This window comes from Maribacter aquimarinus, from assembly GCF_047345505.1.
Taxonomy (GTDB): Bacteria; Bacteroidota; Bacteroidia; order Flavobacteriales; family Flavobacteriaceae; genus Maribacter.
Genome location: NZ_JBLFEO010000001.1, coordinates 19,115 through 32,058 on the forward strand (window position 1 = coordinate 19,115; position 12,944 = coordinate 32,058).

The following is a 12,944-nucleotide window of genomic DNA, read 5'->3' on the forward strand; positions in this document are numbered from 1 at the left end:
AAAGGAAGGCTTTTTGGGCCTTCCTATGTTTTTTGTAGCGAGGGGGGCACTATAGGTTTTCCGTATCCAACAGGGCAAAAAACTTATCCAGGTTGGGCAGTATCACAATCTTTGTCCTTCTGTTCTGTGCCATGTGCTCCTTACTATCGTTTTCCACCAAGGGAAGGTAACTGCTGCGGCCCGCCGCAATGAGCTGAGAGGGCTCCACACCAAAATCGTTTTGCAGTTTGCGCACCACGGAGGTGGCCCGCTTAACGCTAAGGTCCCAGTTGTCCGAAACCATCGGGGTACTTATGGGGCGGCTGTCCGTATGGCCTTCCACCATCACTTCCATACTGGGTTCGGACTTAATGACCTCGGCCAATTTTCCCAAGATATTGTCTGCCTTATCGCTTACACGGTAACTGGCCGTGTTGAACAGCAGTTCGTCCGAGATATTGATCATCACCACCGTTTTGTCTATGCTCACGTCCACGTCCTCTCCCTCATCGGAAATGGACTGTTTTAGCTTGTAGGAGACCGCGAGGTTCATGGAATCTTGCAAGGTCTTGGCGTTGGCCAATTTGGCCGGATCCACGCGCTCCAGGGTCTTGCGCATTTTGGCCTTGGTGTTGTTGCTCATTACGGCCACGTCCTCCACGGTGGTAAATTGGCTGTCGTTAATCTCCTTCAGGGAGTTGATCTTGTCATTGTATTCTGCCACACGGGCCTCAATTTTGGCCATTTTCCCTTCCAGCTCTTCCTTCTCCACCTGTGTTTTGGTCAAGGCGCTTTTGGTCTGGGCCAGATTGTCTTCCAAAGCCACGTATTTTTTCTTGGATACGCAAGAGGACAAGAGTCCCAATACCAACAATCCTGTAATGGATGCTTTTCTCATTTTTTTGTTCTTTAAGGTTACAAATGGTGTTTGGCTTATGTACGAAGGAAGTTGGGGAATGGATGTTCTCCCCAGCAGATTTTCCGTCTTTAAGGTAGGTTGGGCAAACAAAAAAATGGCATTTCAAATCTGTTACAAACCAAAGCGTGCCCGAGTTGTTCTGCTTGGCAAAGTGCTGCATCGAAAGAGCAACCAAATGGGGACCTCCTATTTTTTTGGGTATTTTGGGAAGGAAGTCCAACCATGCCCTAAGTTTCCGGTTTGCACGCCTGGATGGCCACAATGTATGGCCCCTTTGCCACCATGGACCAAAAAAAACGCCCCCGAAAATGGGAGCGCTTGCATGTTGTTGATGCGTGGTGGCGGTTATTCACACCCGCCGGTAAAACCGTTGGCGTTGAACTTGGTCTGCACGGCGCCCTGCCTGGAACCGGCGCGTACTTCAATGGCCAGGTTGTTCTCGCCACTGCCATCCCTTTTGGGGCTGCAGTACTCAAAGAGGTAAAAGCTGTTGGCCCGCTCGGACACCTTGTCCGAGATATCGCGGAAGGTCTGCTCCAACTCCTCTTTGTTCTGGGCAAAGACACTGGCGGTCTTGCCAATGTCCTCCAGTACGTCCGTATCAATTTCACTGCCCAGGCCTATGGTAAAGAAAGAGATGTTGGCATTGGCCTCCTCTACCTTTTTAAGGGCCGCGGCCTCGCTATTTCGGCCGGCTTGGTCGGTGCCATCGGTAAAGATGACCACCGAGGCGGCCCCAATGTTGCCCCCCGAGGTACTCTCCCTGACCAGCTCGGAGGCAATATCAGTGGTTTTGATCACCGCCCCATAGAGATCGGTGGAGGGATCCGTGCTAATGCTCTGGGTAATGCCGTCTATGGCCTGTATCAACTCCTGTTTGGAAGAGGTCAGGGCGTTCAATTGGTGCAGTTTGTCCTCGCCGTCGAACCAATAGATGGCCATTTGGGTAGAGGTTTGTTCCACCGTGGGCATCACGTTGTTCACAAAGCTGGTGGAGGCCACCTTTAGCTCCTCCAAACTGCCCTCCAGGACACTGTTGCTCAAATCCAGTACCAATAAGGTCTTGTTGCTGAAGATTTGTGAGTTGGGCGAAATCCTGGCAAAGGATTCTGAGGTGGAAATGGTGTTGAAGCAATCGTCATTGCGTCCTTGTTCATAAATGGTGAACTCATCTGCGGTAAGTCCTGGAACCGGATTGCCATCCGTGTCCGAAACCTTGAAAAAGATGGATACCTTTCCCGGTAGGGTGGTAAATTGCTCCTGTATGGATAGGACCAGATTGCCCTCTTCCAAACCAAGGCACTCGTCCACGGGCTGCCCCTTCCCCAAGTCGCCACCAAAGTCAAGATTTAGGGAAACATCGTCATCGGCACCGCCGCAGGCGGTAAAAAAGGCCAGTACAAAAACCAGCGATAGTGTCTTTAAAACAGTGTTCATATAACGTGGATTGAATTCAACTAGCAGAACGGGCAAAGCTACCATTAAGTATGGCACAAAAATAAAAATAATGTTAAACAATGTTAAAGAGGGGCATCCGGCGGTCAGCCTCCGCCCACCGGCGCTTGGCCTGCCCGGTGCCACAAAGGAATACACCCAAAAAGACCCCATTGGGGCAAAAAATGGCGCAGATCTTCATTAGCTTTGTGTTTATTGGGAGGCACCTGTACAAACGAGCGCAGAAACAGGATGTTGCCCATTGAAGCTTCTTCCGTATGACCCATGAACTAAAAGACATCATTGCCGCCCATCGCCTTGCGCTGCAAAAACAGCTTTCGGCAGTACTGGCCACCGTGGTGGCACTGGACGGCTCATCGTACCGTAGGCCGGGCGTGCGCATGCTGTTGCTCGAAAACGGCGAAATGGTGGGCGCGCTCAGTGGTGGCTGTGTGGAGCAGGAGGTGGCACAACAGGCGCGCTCCGTCTTTGAGACCAAGGAGGCCAAGGTGATCACCTACGACGGTCGTTTTCGCTTGGGCTGTGATGGCATCCTCTACATCCTATTGGAACATTTTTCCCCTTCCAAGGATACCCTGGCCCTTTTGGACCGCGCCTTTGCGGACCGGTTGCCCGTACAGATAAAGAGCAGCTACCAAAAGCAATTTGGTGTTTGCCCCACCGCTGGCACGGAAATCCGCGTGGCGGGCCACAAGGGTTATTTTAATTCCCAAAAGATCCGGGACAAAGATCATCCTGTGTTTGAGCAGACACTTCCCCCATTGATGCGCTTGCTCATCTTGGGCAGTGAGCACGACAGTGCCAAATTGGCGCAACTGGCAGCCCATACGGGCTGGGAAGTGATCGTGGGCTGCCCGCCCCAACACCAACGGCGTTTGGAACAATTTCCGGGCGCCAAGGCCCTTTGGGAGCATGCCCCGGAGGACTTTCCCGCCCAAAGGGTGGATGATCGCACCGCGGTGGTGCTCATGACCCATGGTTATGTAACGGACCTAAAGTATCTTTGGGCCCTGCGCAGGGCCCGGCCCATGTATTTTGGGGTTTTGGGGCCCTTAAAAAGGAAGCACCGGCTTGTGGACCAGTTTATGGAACGCTATCCCGGGGAAGACCTTTCTTTTTTTGAGGGGCTGCACGGCCCGGTAGGCTTGAACATTGGGGCCGAAACCCCGGAGGAAATTGCGATTTCCATTTTGGCCGAGATCTTGGCGGTTGCCCGTAAGCAGGACGGGGCACCCTTGAGCCATAAGAAAAAGGGCATACACCAATGAGCAAGCAAAGACCCATAGCCGCCCTGGTCATGGCCGCCGGCCAAAGCCAAAGGATGGGGGCCGTTAAACAGCTGCTGCCCTGGAAACAGAGCACCCTATTGGGGCATACCTTAAAGACACTGCAAGAAAACAAGACGCTGAGGCCCTATGTTGTCACAGGGGCGCACAGGGAACAAATTTGCGATCATTTAGAGCGTTTGGGGATCGAGGTGGGCACCGTGCACAATCCCCATTGGAAAAAGGGACTCTCCAGCAGTATTGCCGCGGGCATCCGCTACCTGTACCACAGGGAAAGGCACGCCTTTGGCGGTGCGCTGGTCTGCCTGGCCGATCAACCCTTGCTCACCCTGGCCCATTACAATGGGTTGTTGAAGGAATTTCAGTTGGGCCAGCTGGAGGTCATTGCCACAAACTATGGTGGTAGGGCAGGGGTGCCCGCCGTGTTTCGTCCCGATCAGTTCCAGAAACTGATGCATCTGGAAGGGGATATGGGGGCCAGGGCCCTGCTGAACCAAAAAAACAACAAGATGTTGGAATTGCCCGCCGGGGCATCCCTTATGGATATTGACACACCAGAACAATATGAAGCACTGTACCAATTGCACCATTAAGGTGCCCGCAAGAGCACCACGTACAAAACAGATGGCACTCTGTGCCATGCTATTCCTCACGGCATTGCCCATGGCCTTGGGACAGGAGATGGGCTTTGAGGAGTACAACCCCGTTTCCACCCTGGTTGTGCCCGGTACCGAGGTGCCAAGGGCCAAGTTTCCGTTTGTGGACATCCATAGCCACCAAAGGGACATGTCTCCCCAGCGCCTCCACGAGCTGGTAAAGGACATGGATGCCCTGAACGAAGCCGTGATGGTGAACCTTAGCGGTGGTTCCGGAGCCGATCTCAGGGAAAAGGTGGACAATATCAAGGCCACCCATCCCAAGCGGTTCGTGGTCTTTGCCAATGTGGATTTCAGTGGGGTGGGCACGCCGGGCTGGGGCAAAAAGGCCGCCCAACAATTGGAAGAGGACATTGCCTATGGCGCCAAGGGGCTCAAGATATTCAAGAGCTTGGGGCTGCGCTACAAGGACAGTAAGGGCAACAGACTGGCAGTGGACGACCCCAGGTTGGATGCCATCTGGGCAAAATGTGCGGAAATGGGTGTGCCCGTGCTCATCCATGCGGCCGATCCCAAACCCTTTTGGGATGACATGGACGCGCGAAACGAGCGCTGGTTGGAACTGAAAAAGAGACCTGGAAGGAAACGATCCGCCACGGATCCCGCCCCTTGGGAACAGATCATTGAAGAACAGCACAATGTGTTCAAAAGGCACCCGAACACCACCTTCATCAATGCCCATATGGGATGGTACGCCAACAATCTGGAAGGTTTGGGCAAACTTTTGGACGCCATGCCCAATATGTACGTGGGCATCTCGGCCGTGATCGCCGAGCTGGGCAGACAGCCAAAAAACGCTAAAAAATTCTTCATCACCTACCAAGATCGGGTGCTCTTTGGAAAAGACAGCTGGAAACCCGAGGAATTCCCCACATATTTCCGGGTGCTGGAAACGGGAGACGAGTACTTTCCCTACTACAAAAAGTACCACGCCTTTTGGGCCATGTACGGTATGGAACTGCCAGATGAGGTCCTAAAAAAACTTTATTACAAAAACGCGATGAAGCTATTGCCCGGGCTGGACGCCGGACTGTTTGCACCCTGAGCCCTATTCGGTGAGTTTTTTCTGAATGTAGTTCAGAATGAGCATCCAGTTCATTTTTAGCAGCAGGGAAGCTGTGGGCACATTGTCATCGGCTATGGCCTGGATGATGGCTTCATGCTGATTGTCCGTGGCATTGTAAAACCGATCGTCTTCGGTAAAGGCCTTTTCGTAAAAGAAAATGCGCGTCTTAAGATCGTTAAGAATGCTCAGGGCCAAGGCATTGTTGTACCCCCGTGTGAGCAATCGATGGAATTCCAGATCGGCCTGAATTCGTTCCAGGGCGTTGGAGGCCCGCTCAAATACCGCTTGTTGCTCTCTTAATTGGGCAATATCGGTTTCGGTGAAGTTCGTGTTCTCAATGGCCATGACCTCCAGATTGGCCACTAGGCCGTAGAGGTCCGCGGCCTCGTCCGGATCCAATTCGGCCACCACAAAGCCCCTATTGGGCACCGCGGCAATGATCTGCGCCTGTTGCAATTGCACCAATGCCTCCCGGATGGGGGTAACACTTACCTTCAGTTTTCGGGAAAGGGCGGCAAGATTTATGGTCTTGCCCACGGAGAGCTTGCCCCGAACCATATCGTTCAGCAATTGATTCCGCACCGCATCCCTTAAATTCACTCCCATGGAGGCAAGATATAAAATCGTATACGATGATAACGGGAAATGGCGAAAGAATCGTATGTAATGCAACAATTTATGGGGTTTTTCGGGTAAGCGGGCAAGTGCAGAGGTAGGCAGCGGGGCAAGGCAAGCACCACAACACGAGCACAACACCCGGTGGCCATGGCACCAAAACCTGTACCGTGACAACCCATTGGGCCTGCCGTATCCAGAAAGAAGGCCCCAGCGGCCCCATAGGGCCGGCTAAACAAGGGCTTTCTTACCGTAAATTCAAATGCAAACCCTATCTTTGTAGCATCATACGGCATTTTGGGGCGTTCCCAGCGCAGCGCAAACCACAATCCCCTTGATTTTAGTTCACCAAACCCGAAAATGCGGGGGCGCTGTAATGGCCCGGCAAGAAATCACGGTATCCAACAACATTAAAAACACGTTTCAATAAACAATGGCAAGATCGCAACAGACATTCAACAAAACCGAAAAAGAAAAAAAACGCTTAAAGAAGAGGGAAGAAAAGCAAAAGAAGAAAGAGGCCAGAAAAGCCGCCGCCAAGGAAAGTGGCACCTCCGGCATTCAGTTTGCGTATGTGGACCATAACGGCCATTTGGTGGACACCCCGCCCGATCCCGACCAAAAAGTGGAAGTGGAGGCTGAGGACATTGTCTTGGGCATACCCAAAAAAGAAGAAGGTGATGTGGAAGAGTTCGATCCTGTGCGCAATGGAAAAGTGTCTTTCTTTGACCATTCCAAAGGTTTTGGGTTCATTATAGATTCCGAGAACAATGAAAAATATTTTGTGCACATCTCCGGTACCATAGACGAGATTACCGAAAACGACAGAGTGTCCTTTGAACTGGAAAAAGGGATGAAGGGCATGAACGCCGTGAGGGTAAAAAAGTTGGAGGAGTAACCCCACAACCACTACAAGGCAGGTACCAGACAGATAGAGAGGTGCCGTAGGCCATGATCTACCAAAGCTTAATTTTAAAGACATTGGTCTTACCAAGGGCTTCGTGCGTGGCACGGGGCTTTTTTTGTGCGGTCTTACCGGCGTCCCAAAAGCTTGCACTCTCCAATGGCGCGGCCTCCGGCCCCTGCCCCTCCTCGTTTATGCCCCCAGGGTACCTGACCCTGCGCTCCCCAGCGCGGTAAGGGTGGGCATCAGTCAACATCCATCATCCTTAGGTAACCTATGTTACTGCCAAGGCCAAATTTGCCCGGTATTTTTGCCGTGTAAATGGTTATCCAAAATGAAGAAGACACACATATTGCATTTCCTCCTGGCACTGTTGCTCACCAAGGCATCTGCCCAGGATGCAAGGCTCATCACCAAGGCAGAGGTATTGGATAGGGTCTCCGAAAACAATACCTCCCTAAAGATTTCCGAACAGGGTCTTGAAGAAGCACGTGCCGATTTTAGGCAGACCGGAGCGGTCTTCCTGCCCAACATAACCGCTTCGCACACGGCAATGGCCACGACCAACCCATTGATGGCCTTTGGCTCCAAACTGAATCAGGAAATCCTGACCCAGAACGATTTTAACCCGCTTTTACTGAACGATCCCAGACAGATAGAGAATTACGCCACCCGGCTGGAAATACAGCAGCCCATTATCAATATGGACGGCATATACCAGCGCAAGGCCGCCAAGACCAAGATGCGGGCCATGGCCCTACAGACCCAACGCGCCCAAGAGCATCTGGATTTTGAGGCGGATAAGGCCTACATGCAGCTGCAGTTGGCCCATAAGGGGGTAGCCGTTCTGGAGAAAGCCCTAGGGGCCGCAAGGGCCAATCTTAAACTGGCCCAGGACAACTTTGATCAAGGCTACCTGCAAAGAGCGGATGTGCTGGCCGTGGAAGTGCGTGTTACCGAGGTCATGAACCAATTGCAGACCGCGCGGAGCAATGTGGCCAACGCCTCCAACTACCTTTCTTATTTAATGGATGATGAAGCCTACACCATTTACCGGCCCGCAGACAGTTTACAGCTTAACGGCAATGCGCTGGAGGAGGTGGGGGCCGTATCCGAAACCCGGGCCGATATCCGGGCCATGGAGCTGTCCTCGCAAGCCCATGAGGCCCTGAGACTGGCCGATAAGATGACCTTTTTGCCGCGCTTGAACGCCTTTGGTTCCTATGAGCTTCACGATGATGAACTTTTTAGGGCCGGCGCCAACGGATATACCTTTGGCGCACAGCTTAGCTGGAACCTTTTTGAGGGTTCCAAGCGCTTCGGACAGGCGCAAAAGAGCAAGGCCGCCCATAAAAAGTCGGTCTTGGAACTGGAGAACTACAAATCACAAAGTGAGCTGGAACTGAAAAAGGCCAACCGGATGTTGACCGACTCCAAAAACAAGCTGCAACTCACCAAATTGGCCCTGGACCAGTCCCGGGAATCACTCCGCATCCGCACCAATAGGTTCAAGGAAGGCCTGGAAAAAACAGCCGATCTTTTGCTCACCGAGACCCAATACGCCCAGAAGCAGCTGGAGTACCACCAAACGGTGTTTGAATACAACCATGCCCTCGCTTACGTGCAGTTCCTAACAAAATAATGCTACAACGATGAAAAAATTGAAAACAACAACCTTCCTTTTTGTCCTAATGCCCACCCTATTGTTCTTTACGGCCTGTGGCTCCAAGGACCAAGAACCAAAAAACATTGGCGGCCCCGCGGTGGCGGTGACCGTTACAAAGGTCCGATCTGGTGCCAATGGACAATTTTTGAGCGCAAGCGGAAAAGTGGCCGCCAGCAACAGCGCCAATCTGGGCACGCGGATGATGGGGTATGTGGACAAGATGTATGTGACCGTGGGCGATGAGGTGCGGAAGGGGCAGTTGCTCATCTCGATCAACAATGCCGATCTGCGGGCCAAGGCCGCACAGGCCGATGCCAACATTACCAAGGCCACAGCAGCCTTTGGCAATGCCCAAAAGGACTACGAACGGTATAAAAACCTGCACCGGCAAAACAGTGCCACCCAAAAGGAACTGGATGACATGACCTCACGCTTTGAAATGGCGAGCGCCGCACTGGAAGCCGCCAAACAAATGAAAAATGAGGTCAATGCCCAGTTTAACTATGCCCATATCCGGGCCCCTTTCAGCGGGGTGATCACCAATACCTTTATTGATGAAGGCGATATGGCCAATCCCGGCATGACCCTGTTGGGACTGGAGGCACCGGGGCAATATGAGGTCACCGCCCTGGTTCCTGAAAGTGAAATTTCCCGTATAGCGCCCAACAGCAGCGTAAACGTGGTGGTAAAATCCATTGGGGAGACCTTGCGGGGCACCGTGGCGGAGATCAGCACCTCGGCCAAAAACACGGGTGGGCAATATGTGGTAAAGGTAGCTTTGGAGGCTGCGGGGGCCAATGTCCTGTCCGGCATGTTCGCCACGGTGCAATTCCCGGTGGCAGGGCAGGCAAAGACAGCTCCAGTGCTCATTCCATCGGAAGCCATCATCACCAAAGGACAATTGTCCGGAGTGTACACCGTGAGCCAGAGCGATACCGCCATACTCCGCTGGCTGCGACTGGGCCGGGCCTACGGGGACCAAGTAGAGGTGCTGTCCGGCTTGGGCCCGGAAGAAACCTATATCGTGGCCGCAGAGGGAAAACTGTACAACGGGGCAAAAATCAGGGTCCAATAGCCCCGGGCACGCCTTGTGAACAGGGCGGACACCACCGTATGTTGAAACAATAGATTAACCAAAACAAATCCCTTAACCGTTTCCAAATGGAAATACAGCGGGGACCATTGTACTATGAAAGAAGGTATCGCAGGAAAAATTGCCAGGGTTTTTATGCAGTCAAAGCTCACCGTGCTCTTAATGATCGTGTTCATGGTGGTTGGGGTGTACAGTTCGTTTTTGATTCCACGGGAAGAAGAACCCCAGATAGACGTGCCCATGGCCGACATTTTTGTGGGCTACCCCGGTGCAAGCCCCACAGAGGTGGAGTCCAGGGTTATAAAGCCCTTGGAGAAACTCATAAGCAACATCAAGGGCATTGAGTACGTCTATTCCACCTCCATGAAGGAGCAGGGCATGGTCATTGTGCAATTTTACGTGGGCGAGGACATAGAGCGCTCCCTGGTAAAACTGTACAACGAAATCAACAAGCACATGGACCAGATGCCCCAAGGGGTAACCATGCCCCTTGTGAAAACGCGGGCCATTGACGATGTCCCCATTTTGGGCCTCACCCTTTGGAGCGAAACCTATGATGACTATCAGCTGGGACAAATGGCCCAAGAGTTGGAGAACGAGATCAAAAAGGTCAAAGACGTTTCCATAACCAACCAGATCGGGGGCAGGAACCGTGAGCTGCGCGTGGTTTTGGACAAAGACAAACTTGCGTCCAGCGGGTTGGATTTCCTCTCCGTTGCAGAAATGATAAAGGCCAACAACAGCCAATTGAAGGCTGGGAGTTTTGATAAGAACGATAGGGAGTTTCTGGTGAACACCGGCAAGTTTTTGGAATCGGTGACCGATGTGGAGAACCTAGTGGTTGGTGTACAGCAGAACAGGCCCATTTATTTAAAGCAGGTGGCCACCATTGTCGATGGTCCGGAAATACCGCTCAACTATGTGTCCCTGGGTTTTGGGCAGGGAAGCGAAAAAGCTGCTGGGTATCCGGCCGAGTATCCGGCGGTGACCCTTTCCGTGGCCAAGCGAAAGGGGGCAGACGCCATGAAAATCGCAGATGTGATCATTGCCAAGGTAAACCACTTGCGTGAGACCTTGATTCCTGATGACGTCCATGTTGCCGTGACCAGAAACTATGGGGAAACCGCATCGCATAAAGTGTCCGAGCTATTGCTGCACCTGATGGGCTCCATCATTGCCGTGACCATTGTGGTTATGCTGGCCATGGGCTGGCGGGGCGGACTGGTGGTCTTCCTGTCCGTGCCCATTACCTTTGCCCTGACCCTGCTCAGCTATTATATGCTGGACTATACCCTGAACCGGATCACCCTGTTCGCCTTGGTGTTCGTTACCGGTATTGTGGTGGACGATTCCATCATCATTGCCGAGAACATGCACCGCCACTTTAAAATGAAGCGCCTGCCCTTTAAACAGGCCGCCCTCTATGCCATCAATGAAGTGGGCAACCCCACCATCTTGGCCACCTTCACGGTCATTGCCTCGGTACTGCCCATGGCCTTTGTATCCGGTTTAATGGGGCCCTATATGGCACCGATGCCCATTGGGGCCTCCATAGCCATGATCCTGTCCCTCTTCGTGGCACTTACCATTACCCCCTACCTGGGCTATATCTTTTTGAGGGAAAAGGACAAAAAAGGGGCAAAGGATGCTCCCGAAAAGGCCATTGAAAACACCGCCATCTATAAGATATACAATACCTTGGAGCGGCCTTTGCTGGAGAACAAAGGAAAACGCTGGCTGTTTTTGGGCGCTACCTTTCTACTGCTCTTGGGCACCATGGCCCTGTTCTTCACCAAATCGGTGGCCGTTAAAATGTTGCCGTTTGACAATAAGAATGAATTTCAGGTGGTCATAGACATGCCGGAGGGCACCACCTTGGAGCGCACTGGCGTGGTGGCACGGGAAATAGCACAGTACCTGGCCACACGGCCAGAGGTGGTAAATTACCAGAATTATGTGGGCGCCTCCGCTCCCATAACCTTCAACGGTCTGGTGCGCCATTATGATCTCAGGGGAGGGAGCAACATGGCAGACATACAAGTGAACCTGTTGGACAAAAAGGACCGCAGTTCCCAAAGTCATGCCATTGCAAAACGATTGCGGCCCCATATCCAAAAAATCGCCGCAAAATACAACGCCAACGTAAAATTGGTGGAAGTGCCGCCAGGGCCTCCCGTACTCTCCACCATTGTGGCCGAGGTGTACGGTCCGGACCACAACACCCAGATCAAGGTTGCCAACCAAATCCAAGAGATCCTAAGAAGCACCGAAGATGTGGTGGATATCGATTGGATGGTGGAAGCCGATCAAACCGAATTTCTCTTTGAAATTGACAAGGAAAAAGCCATGCTGTACGGGGTTGCGCCCCAGCAGATCGCCCACACCATGCACCTGGCCCTATCCAACAGGGCGATCACCCATCTGTACGATGAGGATGCCTCCCACCAAGTGGGCCTGATATTGGCCTTGGATGAGCGGGAAAAATCGACCATTACAGATATCTCGCAATTGAAGGTGCGCTCAAAACAGGGCCAAATGGTACCGATCGCGGACGTGGTAAACATTGAGGAAACCACGGCTGCCAAGAGCATATACCGCAAAAACCAAAAGCGGGTGGTCTATGTGCTGGCCGATATGGCCGGGGAACTGGAAAGCCCTGCCTACGCCATACTGGGAATGGAAGAAAAATTGGCTGGGATTCCCTTGCCGGAAGGTTATGCAATTGCCGAGATGTACTTGGGACAACCAGATTTTGAGGACAACTATACGGTAAAGTGGGATGGTGAATGGCAGATCACCCTGGAAGTCTTCAGAGATCTTGGCATCGCTTTCTTGGGCGCCATCATTCTCATTTACATCCTGATCGTGGGATGGTTCCAGAACTTTAAGGCGCCCATAGTGATGATGGTGGCCATTCCGCTGTCCTTGATCGGCATCATATTGGGCCACTGGATCATGGGCGCCTTCTTTACCGCCACTTCCTTTATTGGCATGATCGCCCTGGCGGGCATCATGGTGCGGAATTCGGTGCTGCTGATCGATTTCATCAACCTGAGAACCGCCGAAGGGGTGCCCCTGAAACAAGCGGCCATTGAAGCCGGGGCCGTGCGCACCACGCCCATATTGCTCACGGCGGGCACGGTGGTCATTGGGGCCTTTGTGATTCTGTTCGACCCCATTTTTCAAGGACTGGCCATTTCATTGATGGGCGGCACCATTGTCTCTACCGTGCTCACCTTGTTGGTGGTGCCCTTGGTGTATTACATGATAGAAAAGAAAAATTTCAACTAACGGTATTCCCTGAC

Annotated in this window: 11 protein-coding genes; 7 read left to right on the top strand and 4 right to left on the bottom strand. The window is 52.5% G+C overall.

From position 1 onward, the window contains the following. Nucleotides 1-49: 49 nt before the first annotated feature. Entirely contained in the window at nucleotides 50-877 is an 828-nt protein-coding gene (locus ACKWCC_RS00115) for an OmpA/MotB family protein (protein WP_413993851.1), read from the bottom strand. A gap of 366 nt (nucleotides 878-1,243) precedes the next feature. Beyond that, on the bottom strand, nucleotides 1,244-2,335 hold the full coding sequence (locus tag ACKWCC_RS00120; protein WP_413993852.1) for a vWA domain-containing protein: 1,092 nt from the start codon (nucleotides 2,333-2,335) through the stop codon (nucleotides 1,244-1,246). A 275-nt stretch (nucleotides 2,336-2,610) separates the two neighbouring features. Between ACKWCC_RS00120 and ACKWCC_RS00125 the strand changes: the two genes are divergently transcribed. From ACKWCC_RS00125 to ACKWCC_RS00135, 3 genes are read left to right on the top strand one after another with little or no spacing between them, the layout of a single operon-like run. After that, entirely contained in the window at nucleotides 2,611-3,621 is a 1,011-nt protein-coding gene (locus tag ACKWCC_RS00125) for an XdhC family protein (protein WP_413993853.1), read from the top strand. Continuing rightward, nucleotides 3,618-4,232 carry a nucleotidyltransferase family protein gene (locus ACKWCC_RS00130; RefSeq protein ID WP_413993854.1) on the top strand — a complete coding sequence of 205 codons (615 nt, stop codon included), beginning with the start codon at nucleotides 3,618-3,620 and terminating at the stop codon, nucleotides 4,230-4,232. Before ACKWCC_RS00125 ends, ACKWCC_RS00130 begins: the two co-directional genes overlap by 4 nt. A gap of 31 nt (nucleotides 4,233-4,263) precedes the next feature. Continuing rightward, complete coding sequence (locus ACKWCC_RS00135; protein WP_413993855.1) at nucleotides 4,264-5,340, top strand: amidohydrolase family protein; 1,077 nt, start codon at nucleotides 4,264-4,266, stop codon at nucleotides 5,338-5,340. 3 nt (nucleotides 5,341-5,343) lie between these two features. Here ACKWCC_RS00135 and ACKWCC_RS00140 read toward each other — a convergent pair whose 3' ends face one another. After that, complete coding sequence (locus ACKWCC_RS00140; RefSeq protein ID WP_413993856.1) at nucleotides 5,344-5,967, bottom strand: GntR family transcriptional regulator; 624 nt, start codon at nucleotides 5,965-5,967, stop codon at nucleotides 5,344-5,346. Nucleotides 5,968-6,409: 442 nt separating this feature from the next. On the opposite strand from ACKWCC_RS00140, the gene ACKWCC_RS00145 reads away from it, so the two are divergent. Beyond that, nucleotides 6,410-6,874 (top strand): cold-shock protein, encoded by a 465-nt coding sequence (locus ACKWCC_RS00145; protein WP_413993857.1) that lies wholly within the window; start codon nucleotides 6,410-6,412, stop codon nucleotides 6,872-6,874. Nucleotides 6,875-6,932: 58 nt separating this feature from the next. Here the strand turns inward: ACKWCC_RS00145 and ACKWCC_RS00150 are convergent, their stop codons facing one another. Beyond that, nucleotides 6,933-7,136 (bottom strand): hypothetical protein, encoded by a 204-nt coding sequence (locus tag ACKWCC_RS00150; RefSeq protein WP_413993858.1) that lies wholly within the window; start codon nucleotides 7,134-7,136, stop codon nucleotides 6,933-6,935. A 78-nt stretch (nucleotides 7,137-7,214) separates the two neighbouring features. Between ACKWCC_RS00150 and ACKWCC_RS00155 the strand changes: the two genes are divergently transcribed. The 3 genes from ACKWCC_RS00155 to ACKWCC_RS00165 all read left to right on the top strand — a co-directional run bounded on the left by ACKWCC_RS00155 (nucleotide 7,215) and on the right by ACKWCC_RS00165 (nucleotide 12,930). Beyond that, entirely contained in the window at nucleotides 7,215-8,522 is a 1,308-nt protein-coding gene (locus ACKWCC_RS00155) for a TolC family protein (protein WP_413993859.1), read from the top strand. 10 nt (nucleotides 8,523-8,532) lie between these two features. Next, nucleotides 8,533-9,621, top strand: a complete 1,089-nt coding sequence (locus ACKWCC_RS00160) for an efflux RND transporter periplasmic adaptor subunit (protein ID WP_413993860.1) — start codon at nucleotides 8,533-8,535, stop codon at nucleotides 9,619-9,621. Nucleotides 9,622-9,735: 114 nt separating this feature from the next. Next, nucleotides 9,736-12,930 (top strand): efflux RND transporter permease subunit, encoded by a 3,195-nt coding sequence (locus ACKWCC_RS00165; RefSeq protein WP_413993861.1) that lies wholly within the window; start codon nucleotides 9,736-9,738, stop codon nucleotides 12,928-12,930. Nucleotides 12,931-12,944 lie beyond the last annotated feature (14 nt).